Source organism: Amycolatopsis sp., from assembly GCF_035276945.1.
Classification (GTDB): Bacteria; Actinomycetota; Actinomycetes; order Mycobacteriales; family Pseudonocardiaceae; genus Amycolatopsis_E.
The window spans coordinates 146,018-165,619 of the sequence record NZ_DATELF010000152.1 but is presented as its reverse complement, the minus strand read 5'-3'; the positions used below and the strand labels follow the sequence as shown (position 1 = coordinate 165,619).

The window sequence follows — 19,602 nt, the reverse complement described above, 5'->3', positions numbered from 1 at the left end:
CCGAGAGCGTGCGCGGAAGCCCGCGCGTGTAGCGCGCGCCGAGCAGCCGAACGCGCCGACGAGGCGATTGAGGTGCGGGCAAAGGAGGATTGGCGGCCGACAGAAAGCCGTACGGCGATGCGCTCGTTCACGGCGATCGTCGGCTGGGTCGCCGATGTGCAGGCCGAGGAACTGGCGTGCCGGTATTTCGGTGCGAAAGCTTGGGGCCGGCGCGTGTCATGACCGGAGATCGACGCCGGCCCCGATGTGGCTATCGGAGCGTGGCTGTTGTCCCGCGATGCCGCCGCCTGGTCCAGGTTCCAGTAGCCGATCTTGAAACGACCGATGGACCGCTGATGAGGGGACACGGCCGCCCGGCGGGTAGGTCTCATGGCTAACACCGCGTGCTTTCGATGCATGGTCAGCGCGGATCGGTGCGCAGCAGGCTGTAGAGCACACCGACACGCCACGCGCAGCCGCGAAGCCAGTTCGACGTCCCTGGGACCAGACCACTTGACACCGCCGTGCTGCGGTACCGGATCTCCTGGACGATTTAACACTATTGAGTGAAAGAGGAAGCCGACTTCTCCGGTGGAAGTCTTTTCGTCCGCCTGTTCGGTATCGTGGTGTTATGAGTGAATCTTCGGCCGCTGGCCGGCCCGACGACGTCCCCTCCGCCTTGCTCCGCGTGGACACCCTCATTTCGTCCATTGTAGACACTCAGCGTGCAATGAGCCGCCTGCTGGTACGGCAGTTGGCGGAGATCTCGGAGTTCGCCGACCGCACGCCCAGTGCGCGAGGCGCGCCGTTGGAGTGGGCTTTCGAACTTCACCTGGGCCGCCGAAGAGTGGAAGCGCAGATCGCGTTCGCTCGAAAGTTGACCATGCGGCTGCCGAAAACCTTCGAGGTTATGCGGCATGGGGAACCGGACCCTTTTCGAGCTTCGAAGATTGTCGAACCGACCGCGGCGCTGACCGGTGACCAGGCGCGCGAGGTTGACGAGATCATGTCGGGGCGGTCCGCCGGGAAGGACCCGGTGGCGTTACGGCGCTCCATCAATGCGGCCGTGCGCAAGGTCGACTTGGACGGCTACGAACAACGGTGCAAGGCCCGCCGGCAAGACCGCCGGATCGAGTTGTCCCACGGCGATGAAGGCAGTTCTCGATCTGGGCTTATCTACCCAGCGAGGTCGCGGTGTCGATCTACACCCGGGTCGATCGCATCGCGCGGCGCTTACGCAGTAAAGGCGACCCCCGTACCCTCGAGGAAATCCCTGCCGATGTTTTCGCCGATCTGTGTTTGCGCGGAATGCGGGGCGCGGGCGCCACCGAAGGCCGAGGTTTTCGTGTACCTGGACCTGTTCACGCACCTGGGGTTGAACAACCATGCGGCGGAGATGGCCGGCGTCGGCCTGATCCCCGGCTGGCTCGCCCGCAAAATCGCCAACGACAAGAACACGATGCTGTGCAGGACAGCGACCGATCCCTTGGCAGGGCAACCCATCGACGTCGGCCGAAAACGCTACCGGTCACCTGCCGCGCGACCGACGAATTCACCCATGTCCGAGATCGGGAATGTCGTATGCGGGGTGCCATCGACCTGCCCAGGCTTGCGATTTGGACCACGTGCGGGATTGGGGAAAGGACGGTTTCATTAACGACGAGAACTTTACGGCCTACAAGAACGCGGTGCTGCGCAGGATAGCGACCGATCCCTTGGCGGTTGTCGCCGCGATCATCTCCTGAAAAACGAGCCGCAGTGGGACCACAGCATGAACCCGGACACCGGCACGCTCACGATCACGACACCGATTGCCGAACATACACGAGCAACCCAGAGCCTTTGCACGAACCGCGTCCCAAACCCGACTTCGTCAGCGCTCCGCCGTTCTGACCCAGGTAAGGCTCGACGGGTTGTGGGTGTTTGGTAGAGCCCTTGTCCCGTCACGGTGACCGTGTTCGTGTTGACCAGTGTCCGCACAGTTGGCCTTAACCGGGAGGACCGAGGCCGGGGGTTGGCGACGGTTGCACCAAGCGGTGCGTGGCGAAGTGGGCAGCCAGGGGTTGATCGGCCGGTGCCGCGCGGTCCTGGACGGAGGCTTGTCGCGGGGGTCTCGACGACCAACATCCATGACGGCAAGCAGTCAAGCCGTTGGTCAACGCTGTCTGTCGGCGATCGAGTGACTCCCCAGGGACGTGCTCACGGGTTCACGGTTGTGAGTCCAATGTGGATATTTGCGCTACGGCCTTTCGGTCACTGTGCGCGCGTCGCTGTTGTTCCGGTTGGGACCTTAGCCTTCCCTGAATGGACGATTGTCTTCGGCGCGCCCGGCCACCTACCGTCGCGTAGTGTCAGGGGTGGCCAGTCGGACGGGAGTCGTGATGAGGGCGAAGACACGGGCCGGGGTTCTGCTGGCGGCGATCGGTCTGGCGCTGGTGTTCCTGGCTCCGGCCGCCGCCGCGGTGGCGGCGCCGGCAGCGCGTCCGGGCGTGGATGCCAGCGCCGTAACGGACTTCTGGACGCCCGAGAACATGCGGGCCGCGAAACCTTTGGACAGTCCACTTAAGACGGTCGAGCGGGTGGCCGGGACGGTCGCGAAGGGGTTACCCTCGCTGGTGGCGCCGTCGGCTTCGGCGACCACCTCGGGTTCGGCCTGGCCCGGCGGCGGCAAGGTCACCAAGACCGCGGGCCGGGTGTTCTTCCTCTTCAACGGCGTCAAGGCGTCGTGCTCGGGTGACGCGGTCACCAGCGGGAACAAGAGCGTCGTCATCACCGCCGGGCACTGCGTGAAATACCAGGGCAGCTGGCACACCGACTGGGTGTTCGTGCCCGGCTACGACGACGGCAACGCGCCCCACGGCGAGTGGGTCGCGGCCACGACACTGACCACCCCGCAGTGGGAAGCCAGTGAGGACATCAACTACGACGTCGGCGCGGCCGTGGTGAGCCCGCTCAACGGCCGGTACCTCACCGACGTGGTCGGCGGTCAGGGCATCGCCTTCAACCAGCCGCGCAACCAGGCCATGTACAGCTTCGGCTACCCAGCCGCGAGCCCGTACGACGGCACCAAGCTGATCTACTGTGCGGGCACCACCTTCACCGACTTCCTCCTCAGCCGCGACAACGGCCTGCGCTGCGACATGACCGGCGGGTCCAGCGGCGGCCCGTGGTTCCTCAGCTTTGACGAGACCACCGGCATGGGCGTGCAGAACTCGGTGAACAGCTTCGGCTACAACTTCCTCCCGGGCTACATGTTCGGCCCGTACTTCGGCTCGGACGCCCAAACCCTGTACAACACGGCCGCGGCCCGGTGACCGGGATCCCGGTGTCCCGGGAGGGCCTGAATCCGGCAGACCCCATATCCTGGTCACCGTGAACTGGACCGTGGACGTCCCCGTCGATACCCTGCCCGCGCTGCCGCCGCTCCCGCCGGACCTGCGCGGCCGCCTCGACGACGCACTGACCAGGGCCGCCGCGCAGCAGCCGGAATGGCCGGACGCGGAGGCGACCCGGCGGGTCCGCGCCGTGCTGGAGAGCGTGCCGCCGATCACCGTACCGGTCGAGATCGACCGGCTGCAGGAGCGGCTGGCGATGGTCGCACGGGGTGAGGCGTTCCTGCTCCAGGGCGGTGACTGTGCGGAGACGTTCGAGTCCAACACCGAGCCGCACATCCGTGCCAACCTGCGCACACTGCTGCAGATGGCCGTGGTGCTCACCTATGGCGCAAGCCTGCCGGTGGTCAAGGTAGGCCGGATCGCGGGGCAGTACGCCAAACCGCGTTCGGCCGCGACCGACGCGCTGGGCCTGCCGGTCTACCGGGGCGACATCGTCAACTCCCTGGTCGCCAAGCCCGAGCTGCGCGTGCCGGACCCGAGCAGGATGATCCGCGCCTACGCCAACGCGGGCGCGGCGATGAACCTGCTCCGCGCGCTCACCTCGTCGGGCATGGCCGACCTGGCGCAGGTGCACGACTGGAACAAGGACTTCGTGCTCACGTCCCCGGCCGGCGAGCGGTACGAGACGCTCGCCGCCGAGATCGACCGCGGACTCCGGTTCATGAGCGCCTGCGGGGTCAACGACACCTCGCTTCACTCGACGGAGATCTTCGCCAGCCACGAAGCGTTGCTGCTGGACTACGAGCGTGCGCTGCTGCGGATGGACAACGCGGACGCGGCCAACCCGAAGCTGTACAACCTGTCCTCGCACTTCCTCTGGATCGGGGAGCGCACCCGTCAGCTCGACGGCGCGCACATCGCCTTCGCCGAGCTGCTGGCCAACCCGATCGGGGTGAAGATCGGCCCGACCACCACGCCGGACCAGGCGGCCGAGTACGTGCACCGGCTCGACCCGCACAACCAGCCCGGCAGGCTGACGCTGATCTCGCGGATGGGCAATGGCAAGGTCCGCGAGGTGTTGCCCGCGATCGTGGAAAAGGTCGAAGCCACCGGGCACAAGGTGATCTGGCAGTGCGATCCGATGCACGGCAACACCCACGAGTCCTCGACCGGCTACAAGACCCGGCACTTCGACCGGATCATCGACGAGGTGCAGGGCTTCTTCGAGGTGCACCACAAGCTGGGCACCTACCCGGGCGGCATCCACGTCGAACTGACCGGCGAGGACGTGACCGAGTGCCTCGGCGGCGCCCAGGAGATCTCGGATCTCGACCTCGCCGGCCGCTACGAGACCGCGTGCGACCCGCGCCTGAACACCCAGCAGTCCCTCGAACTGGCCTTCCTCGTCGCGGAGATGCTCCGCGGCTAGTCCCGTTCTCCGCACATGGACACGTTTCGGCTGGTCAGCGGGCTGAACCAAGATGATCTCCTGGGTATCACCGCAGGTCAGCGGCTCATGTGCGGAATACCCGGCTGGAGTCGTGTTCCAGCAGCCGCAGAGCCGAAGCAGCTAGCTCGGCAGGGTGAACTCGGTGACGGTGTGCCAAGGGCCGTGATCATCGTCTCCCGCGACCAGCCGGACCCGGTCGATGTGCGCGTGCACGGGCAGCACAGCGGCCAGATCGGCGGCCGCCTCCCGTTTGCGCTCCGGGTCGCCGGTGCGGCTGTCTACCACCGTCAGGTGCGGCACCGTGTCGGGGTGCTCGCCCGCGTATGGCAGATGCGCGGGAAAACGTTTACACATGGCCTGGGTGAGCGTGCGGAAATGCTCGTCCGGCTTCGGTTCCAGCCACACCACCTCGTCGCCGAACCACTTGACCTGCGAGAACACGCAGTCGAACGAGGTTGTTCCGGCCAACGCGGCCTCGATGCCGACGATGGTGTCCGCGTCGATCAGGTTCGGTGGCACGAACGGGTACAGCACGGTGACATGTGCGGGCACCACGGCGGTGGCCCGGCTGCTCAGCGCACGCCGATGCCAGGCCACCAGGTGGTCGGTCTCCGGTACGGGCACGATGAGGGCGCTCTTCGTGGCACGCAGAAACCACGCTGTCCGGGGGACTGGCATGCACCAATCATGACGTACGGTCTCCGCTATGTTGAGATAGATCGCTCGTATAGAGCAGCGGTGGCCTTCAGTACGGCATCTCGAAGTGACCCTGCGTCAGCGACTGCCTCACCGTTCATCTGGAGTCCGATGTGGACGTGGTCCTGATAGACGGTCGCGGCGACGCCTACCGCGTGCCGGGGGGCCAGCGGTACCAGCGGGTAGACCTCGCGGAGCCTGGCTTCGTCCAGGCGGAGTTCGAGCTTCGGCAGTGGCACGTTGGTGATCACCGTGTCGAACAGCAGGCCCGCCGCCTGTCCGGCGAACCTGGTGGCCAGCCTGTGCACCGGTGGCGGGATCTGCTTGGCCAGGATCGGCACCGCCCCGGCCCCGGTCCGCGGTCCCGCCGCCTTGTTGCGGTTCATCGAGCGGTGGATCTCGTGCAGCCGGACCACCGGATCCTCCAGGTGCACCGGGAGGTCGCACAGGTAGCCGGAAAGCTGGTTGGCCGCGCGGACGGCGTCCCGGGCGCGCGTGCTCACCGGGATGAGCGCGCGCAGTCGTCGGCCCTCGACACGCTGGCCCCGGTTGATCATCCATTCGCGGAGCGCGCCGGTCAGCACGGCGAGGACGACGTCGTTGGCGGTGCCACCGTGCGCGGCGCGGATGCGGCGGATGTCGGCCATGTCGAGCCGGACGAACCCCAGCTTGCGGCTGGCCGAGTTCGGCGCGGACAGCGGTGAGGTCGGGTACGGCCTTGCCGCCCGAAGCACGGCGGATGCGATACCGGCTCCCGTGCCGGCTCCGCTGACCGCCGAGGTGATCCCGTCCTTGAGCATCGCCAGCGGGGAGCGTTCGTCCTGAGCCGGTTCGGCGGCCGAAAGGATGGCCTGGGTGATGGGCAGTTTGTCGAGCAGGCCGGCCGCGACCGCGAACGCGCCGGCTCCGTCGGTGAACGAATGGTGCAGTTTCAGCAGGAGTGCGAACCTCCCGTCGCCCAGTCCCGTGACCACGTGCACCGACCAGGGCGGGCGGCGCAGGTCCAGCGGCTCCTCGATCCATTCGGCGGCACAGGAGGTAAGCGGATCTTCCGAATCGAATTCACCTAAGCGGTGTACGTGAATATGCTCTCGTGCGTCGAAACGGGTGTCCTCCACCCAGGTGGCGCCGCCCGGGGGGAACAGCGTTCCGCCGACGCGGCGCCGCAGGCGGGGCACCTGGTCCGCCCGCTCGGCCAGCAGAGCCGCGAGCTTGTCCGGGTCCACCGGGGCGGATGGCTGAAAGACCGCCACGGCGCCCATGTGCATGGGAGAGGTGTTGCCTTCAAGGCAGAGGAATGCGACATCGAGCCCGCTGAGTTGGCGGCCAGCCATAGTGACCCTTCTGTGGTCCGGGGTGCAGGGAAATATTGGCCTCTACTCGACCAAACACACGTGACAAGAGCGTAGTCGCGATGTTTCGTCAGCGCTAACAAGGACCACTGTTCACTCGAACGGAGGCCGCACCGTCCACAAAGGACTAATCGACCGGGTTACCGTCGATTAGGGAAATGTCTTCAACTTTACTTTCGTGCCTTTCTGTACCAGGGTGCCCGCCGAGGGGTCGGTGTCGATCACGAAGCCGAAGTCCCGTTTCCGCCCGCCGCCACCGCCGTCGGCCTGCAGCCCGGCCGCGGTCAGCGTGTCCACCGCCTGCTCGACGTTCATGCCGAACACCGAGGGCACCTCGACCGCGTTGGAGGTGTAAACCCCCACCCGCGTGCCCTCGCTGCCGTCGAGTTGGCTGTTCGCGGGCGGGTCGGTCCTGGTCACGCTGCCCGCGGGCACCGAACGGTTGAACTCGGTCCCGGCGTCGAAGGGTTCGAACCCCTGCTGGCGCAGGATCTGGAACGCCTGGTCGCGGGTCCTGCCGACCACGTTGGGCACCGGGTTCGGCGGGACGCCCTTGGACAGGGCGTAGGTGACCGTCGCGCCGACCGCCACCGGCGTACCTGCCTGCGGGCTCACGCTGATCACGTGGTCCTTGGGCACGGATGTGCTGTAGTCGTCCGCGTTCGCGTTGTGCACCGCCTTGAGCTGCTGCGCCATGATCGCGGACTCGGCCTCCGCGGTCGTGCCGCCCACGACGTCGGGGACCTTCGGCTTGCCCGAGGACAGCAGGAGGGTGATCGTGCTGTTCGGCGCGGCCGAGCCGCCACCGGCGGGATCGGTGCCGATGGCCGTCCCGGCGGCGACGGTGTTGCTGGGCTGCTGGGTGACTTTGACCGTGAAGCCCTTTTCGCGCAGGGCCTTCTCCGCCGAGGGGGCGTCCATACCGGCCACCGTCGGGACATCCACCGCCTCGGCGATCTGCTTGCCACCGCCGGCGAACCACCACACCATGGTGCCGATCAGCCCGCCGACGACCAGCACGATCAGGGCCCGGAGCAGGATCGCCCGGGCGTTCCGGCCCTGCGGGGCCGATGCGGAGCCGGACGGCGCCCGGGTCACCGTGGTCGGTTGCGCGGCCGGGGCGGCTCTGTGCAGGGCGCGGGTGCCGCGCGGGCCGGACAGCGGCTCGGTGGGCCCGACCGGGGAGAACGCGGGCACCGTCCGCTCATCACCCGGTACCTGTGTCTCCTGGGGGTGCGACCCCCAGACCCCGCCCGGGGGCAAGGCCCCGGACCCCCGTTGCGCCTTGGCCGGCAGCACCGGGATGGCCACCTCCGGGATCCCCAGGGAGGCCCGGACCTGGCGCAACTGCCGTAGGAAGGCGCCCGCGTCGGCGGGCCGCGCCTCGGGGTCGCGCCGGGTCACGCGCAGCACCAGGTCGTCCAGCGCGGGCGGAAGGTCCGGGACGAGCGCGCTGGGCGCGGGCACGTCGTCGTTCACGTGCCGGTAGGCCACCGAGATCGCGGTGTCCCCGGTGTAGGGGGCCTGGCCGGTCAGCATCTCGTACAGCACGATCCCGGCGGAGTACACGTCGCCGCGCTCGCCTGCCATGCCCGAGGTCACCTGCTCGGGGGAGAGGTAGGCGACGGTGCCCAGGATGACGCTCGAACTCGTCGCGCCGGAGGAAGCCACCGCCCGCACCAGGCCGAAGTCGGCCACCTTCACCACACCTGCCGGCGGCGTGCCGGCGCTGCCGAGGAGAACGTTTTCCGGCTTGACGTCGCGGTGCACGAGACCGGCGTCGTGCGCGGCGGACAGCGCCTCGAGCATCTGCCCGGTGATCGTCAGCGCGAGCGGCACGTCCAGCCTGCCCCGCTGGTCCAGCAGGTCGCGCAGGGTGCCGCCCTGTACCAGCTCCATGATCAGGAACACGTGGTCGCCGTCCACGCCCTGGTCGTGCACGGTCACGATGTTGGGGTGGTGCAGCTTGGCGGCCGAGCGGGCCTCCCGCTCGAAGCGCTGCACGAAGGACCGGTCGTCGGCGAACCGGGGATCCATGATCTTGATGGCGACCGGACGGTCCAGCCGGGTGTCGGCGCCCCGGTAAACCGAGGACATGCCGCCACGCGCGAGCAGGGAGTCGACCCGGTACCGCCGTTCCAGTAGCGTGCCGGCGAGACCGGTCTCGGTGGTTGTCACGATAGCCGATGGTACGGATAACCGGCCTCCCCGTGCGCGCGACTCCGCCCTGAAAGCCCCGTCTGGATACAAGTTCTGTTAAGCCGACGGCACGATATTGCCGTCGGTGACGCCGGATATGGCACAGTGTCAGGCGTGAGTGCGATTCCAGTCGCTGATGACGTGCTCGGTCCCGACGTCGCCGTGCTGGGCCTGGACAAGGTGAGCATGGAACTCGGGTTGTCGCTGAACAAAGTGCGGCAGTTGCTGCGGGACGGGCACCTGCTCGCCGTCCGCCGCGACGGCGAATTGCTCGTGCCGGCCGACTTCCTCCTCGGCGGTGCCTTGGTCAAGGGCCTCGCGGGCCTCCTGACGGTGCTGGCCGACGCCGGTTTCAGCCGCACGGAGATGTTGCGGTGGTTGTACTCGGAGGACGAGTCGCTGCCCGGCACGACCCCGATCAACGCCCTGCGCACCAACCACGGCACCGAAGTCAAGCGCCGCGCACAGGCAATGGCCTTCTAGCTGGCCTTTAGCTGGCCTTCTAGCCGGCTTTCTGACCGGCCGTGCACGGAGCCGCCTTGCGGGAAGCCCGCAAGGCGGCCGGTGTGCGTCAGGAGTTCTGGGCGTCGCGCCAGTCGATCCACTCGCGGAGCACGCCGAGGTCGTAGTTCGGTCCACCTATACCGACGGTGAACAGCGTGACACCGTGCGCCAGCAGCTTCGGGCCGAGTTCCGCCGGTGGGGCCGAGGGACTCGGACTGCCGCCCACACCACAGGAAATCTCGATCTCCGCGGGGTCGCGGCCGACGTCGGCGCAGTGCTGCTTCAGGATGCCCACCTTGCGCTCGATGGTCTCCGCGTCACCGAAACCGTGCCAGATGTCGGCGTGCTTGGCCACCAGCCGCAGCGTCTTCTTCTCACCGCCACCGCCGATGAGCACCGGGATCTTGCGCGTTGGCGCGGGATTCAGCTTGCCCAGCCGCGACTCGATCCGCGGCAGCGCCTCGGCGAGGTCGTTGAGCCTGCCGCCCGCGGTGCCGAATTCGTACCCGTACTCGTTGTAGTCCTTCTCGAACCAGCCCGATCCGATGCCGAGGATCAACCTGCCGTCGCTGATGTGGTCCACGGTCCGCGCCATGTCCGCGAGCAGTTCCGGGTTGCGGTAGCTGTTGCAGGTCACCAGCGCGCCGATTTCGACGCGCGAGGTCGACTCCGCCCACGCGCCGAGCATGGTCCAGCACTCGAAGTGCATGCCGTCGGGGTCGCCGTAGAGCGGGTAGAAGTGGTCCCAGTTGAAGACGATGTCCACGCCGGCTTCTTCGGCCGCGGCGGCCGTGGCGCGGATCGACTTGTAGTCCGCGTGCTGGGGCTGGAGTTGGACTCCGATACGGATAGGCCTCTTGGTCATGATCGCCAGCCTAGCCCCGTCCGCAGAAGGTGCGCAGCCACCACCGTTATTCCGCGGCGCTTCGACACCACGGTCCGTGCGGTCAGCACATCGTAGTCGCGCGCGACAATTTCGTCGACGATTCCCCGGTACAGCACCAGTGCGGTGCGCACGCAGGGCCGGGACTCCTTGCGCAGCAACGGAATCCCAAGCTCAGCACGCCGGTAGACCGCGCGTGCCCGCGCGACGATCGCGGCGATGGCATGGCGAACCCGCTGATCGGTCCGCCCTCGCCGACGGCACCACAGCAGCAGCTCGCGGTCGACGCCGAACGCGGTGAGTTCCGCCACCGGTAGATACAGCCGCCCACGGTCGAGATCCTCGCCGACGTCGCGGAGGAAGTTGGTGAGCTGGAAGGCTTCCCCGAGCGCGGCGGCGGCCGGCGCGGCTTCCTCGCGCGGAACCACGGTACCGAGCACCGGCAGCATCTGCAGGCCGATCACGGCGGCGGAACCATAGGTGTACTCGGCGAGATCGTCGAACGTCGCGTACTCGGTGACCGTCAGGTCCATCCGCATCGAGCGCAGGAACGCGTCGAACAGCGAACGTTCGGGCCGGTACCGGTGCACGGTGTCGGCCAGCGCGGCGAACACCGGCTCGTGCTGGGGATCACCGGCGAACAGCTTGTCCAGACGGCGTTCCACGTCGTCGAGCGCGGTCGACGGGTCGCTGCCTTCGGCCGGGTCGTCGACGAGATCGTCGGCGGTGCGGGCGAATCCGTAAAGCGCGTGCGTGGCGGGCCGGGCGTGCGCGGGGAGGAGCCGGGTGGCGAGGAAGAATGTCTTGCCGTGCCGGGCGTTGATCCGGCGGCATTCGCGATACGCGGCGGCCAGCGGCGCGGTCATCGGCAGATCCTGGCGGCCGCGAGCCGTCCGGAGATGAGCACGGGCGGGATGCCGACGCCGGGGGTCGTACCGCATCCGGCGAGCGCGACGTTCTCGATGCCCCGCACCACGTTGCGCGGCCGGAACGGGCCGGTCTGGCCGAAGGTGTGCGCCAGGGAAAACGGCGTTCCCGCGGCCAATCCGCGCTCGGCCCAGTCCACCGGCGTGATCAGCTCGGCAGGCTCGAAGTCCTGGTCGAACCCGGCGAGTCCGCGCTCGGCGAGCGCGCCGACGAGTTCCGCGCGGTAGGCGGGACCGACGCGCGGCCAGTCGATCCGCCCGGTTCGCAGGTTCGGCACGGGCGCCAGCACCGAGATCGCCCGCCCGCCTGGCGGCTTCGTGACCAGCAGCGAGGGATCGGACATCAGCGATCCCCGACGGATGATCTCGGTGAAGGTGCGCTGCCAAGCCTGCCCGAAGAAGATCGTGTGGTGGGCGAGGCCGGGCCAGTCGCGTTTCGTTTCCCCATGCAGGACAACGGCGGACGGTGAGAAGCGCAGCGGGAGGAGCCGCCGCGGCCGGATGCCCAGCAGCCGGTACGCCGTGGTCAGCTCGGTCGCCAGGACGACGGCGTCGCAGGAAATCCGTTCCCCCGTACGCGTCCGCACAGCTCGTATCCGTGAAGACACACGTTCCAGCCAGGCGGCTTCGGTCTTGAACCGCAGTTCGGCTCCCACGCGCTCGGCGGCATCGGCCAGCGCCTGGGCGATCCGGCCCATGCCACCCTCGGGGTAGTACACGCCCGCGACCGTGTCCATGTAGGGGATCACCCCGTACGCGCCCAGGGCGAACCGCGGATCGAGACCGGCATACAACGCCTGGAAGGAGAACAGCCTGCGCACCCGTTCGTCCTTGATGAACCGCGCGATCCGCGGACCCAGCCTGCCGAAGCCGCCGAGCACGGCGAGCCGGGCGAGTTCGGGACGGAGCAGGTCCAGCGGCGAATCGAAGTTCGCGCCGATGAACCGGTCCTTTTCCACGGCGTACAACTCGGTCAGCCAGGCTCGCAGCCTCCGGTAGCCGGCGGCGTCCTCAGGCCCGGCGAACGCCCGGATCGCGGACTCCATCGCCTCGTCGTCGGCGTGCACGTCGATCGTGCTGCCATCGGCGAAATGCGCGCGGTAGGCGGGATCGAGCTTGGTCAACCGCAGTGGATTCGGTGCGCCGACCGCGGCCAGCGCCTCGTCCAGCAGTTCGGGCATGGTGAGCACGGTTGCTCCGGTGTCGAACCCGTCCCGGTGACCGACCCGGCCGCCCGGTCCTTCCGCGAGTTCGAGCAGGACCACCTGGTGGCCGGCGCCCAGCAGGTGCAGCGTCGCGGACAGACCCGCCAGGCCGGCTCCGATCACGGTGACACGCATGGTCAGCGCCTTTCGCGAGTTTGCGCGCGACCGCGATCGTGTCGCCAGGGCGTTGCCCGGGAGTGTCGGTTGCGTCGTGTATCGAGGCGCCCTGCCGCCTCGATCGAGGGCCTGACGGCCCGGGGCGCGCTCTGTGGTTGGCTTGGGAGCCGCGACTCGACGAGGCTTCGCGTCATGTCAGTAGGTCCTCTGGGTGGCCCTGGCGACGAGATCAGTGAGTCTGCCCGCCGCGGGTTCGGTCAGCTGGGCCCGCTTCAGCGCCGCGAGCGAAGTCGCGGTCAGCTCCTCGATGCGTCGTTCCACGGCGGCCACCGCGCCGACCTCGATCAGCACTTCGCGCACGCGGTCGACGTCGGCTTGGGACAGCGCCGTGTTGCCGATCGCGTTGGCGATGACCTCGGCCTCCCGCGGGCCGGCCTGCCGCAGGCCCAGGGCGACGAGCAGGGTCCGCTTGCCCTCGCGGAGATCGTCCCCGGCCGGCTTGCCGGTCACCGACGGGTCGCCGAACACGCCGAGCAGGTCGTCGCGGAGCTGGAACGCGACGCCTACGTCGGCGCCGAACTCCAGCAGCGGATCGATCCGGTCCTGCCCGGCCCCGGCCAGCGCCGCGCCCAGGTGCATGGGGCGCTGGACGGTGTAGGCGGCCGTCTTGAGGCTGCTCACGCGCAGCGCGGCCTCCGGCGAGGCATCCCCGGTCGCCTGCGTGCACACGTCCAGGTACTGCCCGGCAAGGACTTCGGTGCGCATCGCCCGCCAAGCCGGACGGGCCGCGGTCAGCGTCGCGGGCGGGAGCGCGGCGGTGTCGAACATGTCGTCGGCCCAGGCCAGCGCCAGGTCACCGATCAGCACGGCCGCGGCCCGTCCGAACGTTTCCGCGGAGCCAAGCCAGTTCTCGCCCGCGTGCCGCTTCGCGAAGGCGATGTGCACCGTCGGCCTGCCGCGCCGCGAGTCGGAGGAGTCGATCAGGTCGTCGTGGATCAGCGCGCAGGCCTGGACGAGTTCGAGGCTGGCCACCGCACGCAGGACTCCCTCGGCATGTTCGGGATCCCCGTCGGCGCCACGCCATGCCCACCACGCGAAGGTCGGCCGCAGCCGTTTCCCTCCGCCCAGCACGAACTCCGTGAGTGCGTCGACACCGGTGACGAAACCAGGTTCGCGCCGGCGGATCTCGTCGGCGGCTTCGGCCAGGAACCAAGCCAGTTCCCGCTCCAGGTACGTGGGCAGGTCGGCGTCGGCGTGTGTTGCCGGCTCGTTCATAGGGATATGGTCCGGCTTCCCGCCAGGACGGCGGAGTGCGGGGGTGTCCTCGCTGTGCTGGTCCCCGTGCTGTCACAGCCGTGGCGACCTTGGTGACTTCCATGCCCATCCCGACGACGAGTGCATCGGTTGCGGCGGAGTGATGCGCAAGGCCTTCGAGGAAGGTCGAGGAAGGTCGAGAAAGGTCGAGAAAGGTCGAGAAAGGTCACCGTGTGGTGCTCGTCGTCGCGACCCGCGGTGAGCACGGCGAGGTACCGCTTCCTGGCCGAGGACGAACCGCTGTGGCGGCGCCGGGTGGCGGAAACCCATGCGGCGACGGACATCCTGGGTGCCAAGCGAGTGGAGTTCCTCGGCTGCCAGGACTCGGGGATGATGGGCACCGAGACCAGCGACGCGCCCGGTTCCTTCTGGACCGCGTCGGTCGAGGAAGCCGCCGAACGCCTCGCCGCCGTTCTCCGGGAGGAGAACGCGGACGTGCTGACCGTCTACGACGACAACGGCGGCTACGGGCATCCCGACCACATCCAGGTGCACCGTGTAGGCATGCGCGCGGCCGAACTGGCCGGCACAGCCCGTGTCTACCGGAGCACGATGAATTGCGACCACATGCGCCGGGGCATGGCCCGGTTCGCCGGGCTCACGGCGGGGAGGTTCCCGACGTGAGCGGCTGGGTAAGGCCGCGTCGGAGATCACCACGGCCGTGGACGTCACCGCGTACCTGGACGTCAAGCGGCGGGCGATGCGGGCCCACGCGAATCAGATCAGCGAACAGTCCTTCTTCCTCGCCATCCCGGACGATTCGGCACCGAGTGGTTCATCCGCGCCGGGCAAGGCCCCGGCATCACCGAAACCGACCTGCCCTCGGGGCTGTGACGTGGCTGTGACGGCCTTTTGACGAAGCGCCGGTGACCGTGAGGCCACCGTTCGAGGCCGGAACAACGCTCGTCGGCACAGCACTCATGCCCGCCGCGCTCCCGCGGGAACGCTCAGCCGGCCGGCTTCGGCGCGGATCGCGTCGGACAGCGCCGCCGCCGGCCCCCGCATCGCCGAACGTCGTCCGGTGAGGATGAACTCGACCTCGCCCGGGTCCGGCAAACCGTGGCCGGGCGGCAGTTCGACCAGCCCGTCGGGGATGAGGCCGCGGGCGAACACGGCGACCCCCAGCCCGGCCAGCGCGGCGGCGCGCAACCCGTTCAGGCTGCCGCTGGTGCAGCCCATCCGCCAGTGCTTTCCGCTGCGCCGCAAGGCTTCCAGCGCGCGAGCCCGGGTGATGCTGGGTGGCGGGTAGACGATCAGCGGCACCGGCGCATCCGGGTCCAGTTCGATCCCTTCGCGCCCCACCCAGACCAGCCCGTCCGTCCACAGCGGACTCCCCGTGCCCTCTCCGGCGCCCCGCTTGGCCAGCACCAGGTCGAGCCCACCGGCCCGCAGCTTCTCGTGCAGCAAACCGGACAGGGCCACGGTCAGTTCCAGGTCCACCCGAGGATGCGTGCGCCGGAACCCGCGCAGGATTTCCGGCAGCGGGCCGGCCACGAAGTCCTCGGAAGCTCCGAACCGGACGTGGCCCCGCAGTTCGGTGCCCGTGAAATAGCTCATGGCGCGGTCCATCGTTTCGATCACGTTTCCGGCGAAACCGACCATCGCCTCACCGTCCGAAGTCAGGTCGACCGAATGCGTGTCCCGCACGAACAGCTGCTGCGTGATCGCCTGCTCGAGCTTACGAATGTGCTGGCTGACGGTGGACTGACGCAGGCCGAGCCGGTCCGCGGCCCGGGTGAAGCTGCGGGTCTCGGCGACCATCAGGAAGGTCTTGAGCCATACCGGATCGAGCACCGGCCGAAGTTATCACGAGACGCGATAACAGTTATGGCAGCGATCATACTTCACAATCCACCGGGTACCCCGGAGGATTGACGGTGACGTTCGTGCGGTGCTTTACGGGGGTTCCCCGTGGCCCCGGGGAAGGGAGACTCCATGCGCGGTGCCGCCGTGCTCGCCAAACTTCGGATCGACCCGTTCATCCTCGCCCTGCTGGCGACCGTGGGGATCGCCTGCCTGCTGCCCGCGCGCGGCCAGGGTGCCGAGATCGCGTCGACGGTGAGCTCGATCGGCGTGGGCGTGCTGTTCTTCCTCTACGGGGCGCGGCTGTCCACTTCGGAGGCGCTGGCCGGGCTGCGGCACTGGCGGCTGCATCTGACCATCCTCGCCGCCACCTTCGTGCTGTTCCCGTTGCTGGGACTGGCCACCCGGCTGCTGGTGCCCGCGGTGCTGACGCCGACGCTCGCGGCAGGGGTGATCTTCGTGTGTACCCTGCCCTCGACCGTGCAGTCCTCGATCGCGTTCACCTCGATCGCGCGAGGCAACGTGGCAGCGGCCATCTGCGCCGCCTCCTTCTCCAGCCTGGTCGGCATCGTGGTCACCCCGTTGCTGGTCGGGCTGCTGCTGAACACCACCGGCGCCGGGTTCTCCCTGCACTCGCTGACCTCGATCGCGCTGCAACTGCTGGCCCCGTTCGTGGCGGGCCAGTTCGCGCGGCGCTGGATCGGTGGCTGGATCGCGGCGCACAAGAAGATCGTCGGCCGCGCCGACCGGACCACCATCCTCATCGTCGTCTACACGGCGTTCAGCGAGGGCGTGGTGGCCGGGATCTGGCACGAGATCAGCCTGCTCGCGCTGGGCGGGCTGCTCGTGGTCAACGTGGCGCTGTTCTTCGCGGTGCTGGGCGTGCTGAAACTCGCGACATCGCGGCTCGGCTTCTCCCGCGCCGACCAGATCGCCATCGTCTTCTGTGGGTCGAAGAAGAGCCTGGCCAGCGGCCTGCCGATGGCGACGGTGCTGTTCCCGGCCGGCGCCGTCGGGCTGATCGTGCTGCCGCTGATGCTGTTCCACCAGGCGCAGCTGATGATCTGCGCGGTGCTCGCGCGGCGCTGGGCTGTCCGGGGCGAGGACAGAGAGTTCGCTCCCACATAGCCAACCCGCTCCCTGGTCTGGAATACCATGACCCCCATGACGTCGGTCGTGGAGCGGTTGCAAGGCAAAAGAACGGCTTTCTCCGTCGAGTTCTTCCCGCCGCGTGACGCGGCCGACGAGTCGGTGCTGTGGCGGTCGATCCGCGAGCTGGAGCCGCTCGACCCGGCGTACATGTCGATCACTTACGGGGCGGGCGGGTCGAGCCGTGACGGAACGATCCGCAGCATCGCCCGGGTGGCCACGGAGACCACGCTCGTGCCGATGGCTCACCTCACCGCCGTCGACCACTCCCTGGCCGAGCTGCGCAACGTCATCGGCTGGTACGCGGCCGTCGGCGTGCGCAACATCCTCGCCCTCCGCGGTGACCCGCCCGGCGACCCCTACGGCGAGTGGGTGCGGCATCCGCAGGGCCTGAGCTACGCCGAGGAACTCGTCGCCCTGGTGCGCTCGCTCGGCGACTTCTGCGTCGGCGTGTCCGCATTTCCCTACGGGCACCCGCGCTCGCCCGATCTGGAGACCGACACCCAGTACCTCGTCCGCAAGTTCACGGCCGGCGCCGACTTCGCCATCGCACAGCTGTTCTTCGAGGCCGAGGACTTCCTCCGGCTCCGGGACCGGGTCGCCGCCGCCGGCTGCACGGCCCTGCTGATCCCCGGCGTGATGCCGTTGACCACGCCGCGCACCCTGCACACCACCATCCGGCTCTCCGGTGCCCCGGCCCCGAGCAAGCTGCTCAACCGGCTCGAGCCGCTGGCCGACGACCCGAAGGCGTTCCGTGCCGAGGGGCTGGACGTGGTCACCGAGCTGTGCGAACGGCTGATCGCCGAAGGCGTGCCGGACCTGCACTTCTACACGTTCAACCGGTCCAAGGCCACCCGTGAGGTGGTGAACCGGCTCGGCCTGGTCCCGCTTCGGATTTAACCCCGTTGCAACACCCGCTAGGTTGGGGGGCATGGCCTCCGTCCACCAGATCTGCGACGCCTTTGTCGAGGAACTCGCCGCCGCCGACCCCGTCGCCGCCACGGCCTGGGGCATTCCCGGCTACGACGACAAGCTGACGGACTACTCCCCGGACGGGCACGCCGCACGGGCCGAGCTGGCCAAACGCACGCTGGAGGCCGTCCGGGCCGTGGAACCGGGCGATGACGGCGAGCGGTCGGCCAAGGCGGTGTTCACCGAGCGGGTCGGGTTGGACCTGGAGATCCACGAAGCGGGCCTGGACCTGGCTTCGTTCAACACGATCGCCAGCCCCGTCCAGGACGTGCGGATCGTGTTCGACATGATGCCCACGGACACCCCGGAACAATGGGCCACGATCGCGACCCGGTTGGCCAGTGTCCCCGACTCCCTCGCCGGGGTCCGCGTGTCCCTGCTCGCCGCGGCCGACGCGGGCAACGCGCCCGCGCTGCGGCAGGTCACCAAGGTGGCCGAGCAGGCCGAAACCTGGGCAGGGCTCAGCGGCGAGGACGGCTACTTCCAGACGATGATCGCCGCCGCCGGGGACGTGCGTGAGGCGTTGCGGGCGGATCTCGAGCGGGGAGCCCGCGCTGCGCGGGAGGCCTACGCCGAGCTCGCCGGGTTCCTGCGCGCGGAGCTGGCGCCCAAGGCCAAGGTCAAGGACGCGGTCGGCGAGGACGCGTATCGGCTGTGGTCGCGGTATTTCATCGGCGCCGCGCTCGACCCGCGTGAGGCCTACGAATGGGGCTGGGGCGAGTTCTCCCGGCTCGAGGCCGAGATGCGCGAGGTGGCCGGCAAGATCAAGCCGGGCGCCACCGCCGGCGAGGCCGCGTCGGTGCTGGACGAGGATCCGCGCTACCGCGTGCGGGGCAGGCAGGCCTTCGAGCAGTGGATGCAGCGGCTGTCCGACACGGCGCTGGCCGAGTTACGCGGCAAGCACTTCGACATCCCCGACGAACTGATGGCCCTGGAATGCCGGATCGCTCCGCCGGGTGGGAGCGTCGGCGCCTACTACACGGGCCCGGACGAGGACTTCTCGCGACCGGGCCGGATGTGGTGGTCGCTTCCGCCGGGCAAGGAGGAGTTCGTCACCTGGCGTGAGGTCAGCACTGTCTACCACGAGGGCGTGCCGGGCCACCATCTCCAGATCGCGACCGCGGTGTACCAGCGCGCCTCGCTGAACCGGTTCCAGCGGTTGCTGGCGTTCACCTCCGGGCATGCCGAAGGCTGGGCGCTGTATGCCGAGCGCCTGATGCGGGACCTCGGCTATCTCTCCGACCCCGGTGAGCTGCTGGGCATGCTGTCCGAGCAGCTCTTTCGCGCCGCTCGGGTGGTCGTGGACTTCGGCATGCACCTGGAGCTGGAGATCCCGTCGGGCACGGCGTTCCACGAGGGCGAGCGCTGGACCCCCGAGCTCGGGCTCGAGTTCCTGCTGACCCGCACGGTCATCGACGAGGCGTACGTTCGGGACGAGATCGATCGCTACCTCGGCTGGCCGGGCCAGGCCCCCGCATACAAGCTCGGGGAACGGCTGTGGCTCCAGGCGCGCGAAGAGGCGCGGCAGCGGCAAGGGGATTCCTTCGACATCAAGGAGTTCCACACCCGCGCGCTGCGGCTGGGCGGTATGGGTTTGGATACACTCCGCGAACAACTCGCCGCCCTGGACTAGGGTTTCTTTCCATGCACCGGATCTTCCGCGTCACCCCACCGCCCCGCTCCTGAGCGGGGCGAGCACCTTCTCCCGAGCCCGGGCG

15 protein-coding genes and 1 pseudogene are annotated in these 19,602 nt (G+C 68.7%); 8 read left to right on the top strand and 8 right to left on the bottom strand.

The genetic code is table 11. The features are described from left to right. The first annotated feature begins 709 nt into the window (after positions 1-709). The 3 genes from VJT49_RS27210 (at position 710) to VJT49_RS27200 (ending at position 4,743) form a co-directional block, all read left to right on the top strand. Positions 710-1,636: a DUF222 domain-containing protein gene (locus tag VJT49_RS27210; protein ID WP_324167764.1), complete on the top strand. Its 927-nt coding sequence runs from the start codon at positions 710-712 to the stop codon at positions 1,634-1,636. Positions 1,637-2,357: 721 nt separating this feature from the next. Beyond that, positions 2,358-3,293: a peptidase gene (locus VJT49_RS27205; RefSeq protein ID WP_324167763.1), complete on the top strand. Its 936-nt coding sequence runs from the start codon at positions 2,358-2,360 to the stop codon at positions 3,291-3,293. A 58-nt stretch (positions 3,294-3,351) separates the two neighbouring features. Continuing rightward, entirely contained in the window at positions 3,352-4,743 is a 1,392-nt protein-coding gene (locus VJT49_RS27200) for a class II 3-deoxy-7-phosphoheptulonate synthase (protein WP_324167762.1), read from the top strand. Positions 4,744-4,884: 141 nt separating this feature from the next. Here the strand turns inward: VJT49_RS27200 and VJT49_RS27195 are convergent, their stop codons facing one another. The 3 genes from VJT49_RS27195 to pknB form a co-directional block, all read right to left on the bottom strand. After that, the gene (locus VJT49_RS27195) at positions 4,885-5,442 is read right to left on the bottom strand and encodes a 2'-5' RNA ligase family protein (protein ID WP_324167761.1); all 558 of its coding nucleotides are present in this window, start codon (positions 5,440-5,442) and stop codon (positions 4,885-4,887) included. Between the two features lie 26 nt (positions 5,443-5,468). After that, positions 5,469-6,794, bottom strand: coding sequence for a wax ester/triacylglycerol synthase family O-acyltransferase (locus VJT49_RS27190; protein ID WP_324167760.1), 1,326 nt, complete (start codon positions 6,792-6,794; stop codon positions 5,469-5,471). 168 nt (positions 6,795-6,962) lie between these two features. Then, entirely contained in the window at positions 6,963-8,990 is a 2,028-nt protein-coding gene (gene pknB, locus VJT49_RS27185) for a Stk1 family PASTA domain-containing Ser/Thr kinase (RefSeq protein WP_324167759.1), read from the bottom strand. Between the two features lie 135 nt (positions 8,991-9,125). Between pknB and VJT49_RS27180 the strand changes: the two genes are divergently transcribed. Continuing rightward, positions 9,126-9,494 (top strand): Rv2175c family DNA-binding protein, encoded by a 369-nt coding sequence (locus tag VJT49_RS27180; protein ID WP_324167758.1) that lies wholly within the window; start codon positions 9,126-9,128, stop codon positions 9,492-9,494. 88 nt (positions 9,495-9,582) lie between these two features. Here VJT49_RS27180 and VJT49_RS27175 read toward each other — a convergent pair whose 3' ends face one another. The 4 genes from VJT49_RS27175 to VJT49_RS27160 form a co-directional block, all read right to left on the bottom strand. Then, positions 9,583-10,380, bottom strand: a complete 798-nt coding sequence (locus VJT49_RS27175; protein WP_324167757.1) for an LLM class F420-dependent oxidoreductase — start codon at positions 10,378-10,380, stop codon at positions 9,583-9,585. Further along, positions 10,377-11,264, bottom strand: coding sequence for a phytoene/squalene synthase family protein (locus VJT49_RS27170; RefSeq protein ID WP_324167756.1), 888 nt, complete (start codon positions 11,262-11,264; stop codon positions 10,377-10,379). The genes VJT49_RS27175 and VJT49_RS27170 overlap by 4 nt, the downstream gene beginning before the upstream one ends. After that, positions 11,261-12,664 (bottom strand): phytoene desaturase family protein, encoded by a 1,404-nt coding sequence (crtI, locus tag VJT49_RS27165; RefSeq protein WP_324167755.1) that lies wholly within the window; start codon positions 12,662-12,664, stop codon positions 11,261-11,263. Before crtI ends, VJT49_RS27170 begins: the two co-directional genes overlap by 4 nt. Positions 12,665-12,841: 177 nt before the next feature. Then, positions 12,842-13,921, bottom strand: coding sequence for a polyprenyl synthetase family protein (locus tag VJT49_RS27160; RefSeq protein ID WP_324167754.1), 1,080 nt, complete (start codon positions 13,919-13,921; stop codon positions 12,842-12,844). A 142-nt stretch (positions 13,922-14,063) separates the two neighbouring features. On the opposite strand from VJT49_RS27160, the pseudogene VJT49_RS27155 reads away from it, so the two are divergent. Continuing rightward, positions 14,064-14,794, top strand: a pseudogene (locus tag VJT49_RS27155) (PIG-L family deacetylase). Positions 14,795-14,878: 84 nt separating this feature from the next. Here VJT49_RS27155 and VJT49_RS27150 read toward each other — a convergent pair. Beyond that, the gene (locus tag VJT49_RS27150; RefSeq protein ID WP_324167753.1) at positions 14,879-15,754 is read right to left on the bottom strand and encodes a LysR family transcriptional regulator; all 876 of its coding nucleotides are present in this window, start codon (positions 15,752-15,754) and stop codon (positions 14,879-14,881) included. A 141-nt stretch (positions 15,755-15,895) separates the two neighbouring features. On the opposite strand from VJT49_RS27150, the gene VJT49_RS27145 reads away from it, so the two are divergent. Genes VJT49_RS27145 through VJT49_RS27135 form a run of 3 tightly spaced genes read left to right on the top strand, consistent with a single transcriptional unit; the run spans position 15,896 to position 19,517 of the window. Continuing rightward, positions 15,896-16,891, top strand: coding sequence for a bile acid:sodium symporter family protein (locus VJT49_RS27145; RefSeq protein ID WP_324167752.1), 996 nt, complete (start codon positions 15,896-15,898; stop codon positions 16,889-16,891). A gap of 36 nt (positions 16,892-16,927) precedes the next feature. Continuing rightward, a complete protein-coding gene (locus tag VJT49_RS27140; protein ID WP_324167751.1) occupies positions 16,928-17,812 on the top strand; it encodes a methylenetetrahydrofolate reductase in 885 nt (294 codons plus the stop codon). Positions 17,813-17,843: 31 nt separating this feature from the next. Then, a complete protein-coding gene (locus VJT49_RS27135) occupies positions 17,844-19,517 on the top strand; it encodes a DUF885 domain-containing protein (protein ID WP_324167750.1) in 1,674 nt (557 codons plus the stop codon). The last annotated feature ends 85 nt before the right edge of the window (positions 19,518-19,602 follow it).

Coding starts and splice junctions, on each gene's coding strand:
- VJT49_RS27210 (WP_324167764.1), top strand. CDS start 710: ATGAGCCGCCTGCTGGTACGGCAGTTGGCGGAGATCTCGGAGTTCGCC.
- VJT49_RS27195 (WP_324167761.1), bottom strand. CDS start 5,442: ATGCCAGTCCCCCGGACAGCGTGGTTTCTGCGTGCCACGAAGAGCGCC.
- VJT49_RS27190 (WP_324167760.1), bottom strand. CDS start 6,794: ATGGCTGGCCGCCAACTCAGCGGGCTCGATGTCGCATTCCTCTGCCTT.
- VJT49_RS27175 (WP_324167757.1), bottom strand. CDS start 10,380: ATGACCAAGAGGCCTATCCGTATCGGAGTCCAACTCCAGCCCCAGCAC.
- VJT49_RS27170 (WP_324167756.1), bottom strand. CDS start 11,264: ATGACCGCGCCGCTGGCCGCCGCGTATCGCGAATGCCGCCGGATCAAC.
- crtI (WP_324167755.1), bottom strand. CDS start 12,664: ATGCGTGTCACCGTGATCGGAGCCGGCCTGGCGGGTCTGTCCGCGACG.
- VJT49_RS27160 (WP_324167754.1), bottom strand. CDS start 13,921: ATGAACGAGCCGGCAACACACGCCGACGCCGACCTGCCCACGTACCTG.
- VJT49_RS27145 (WP_324167752.1), top strand. CDS start 15,896: ATGCGCGGTGCCGCCGTGCTCGCCAAACTTCGGATCGACCCGTTCATC.
- VJT49_RS27140 (WP_324167751.1), top strand. CDS start 16,928: ATGACGTCGGTCGTGGAGCGGTTGCAAGGCAAAAGAACGGCTTTCTCC.
- VJT49_RS27135 (WP_324167750.1), top strand. CDS start 17,844: ATGGCCTCCGTCCACCAGATCTGCGACGCCTTTGTCGAGGAACTCGCC.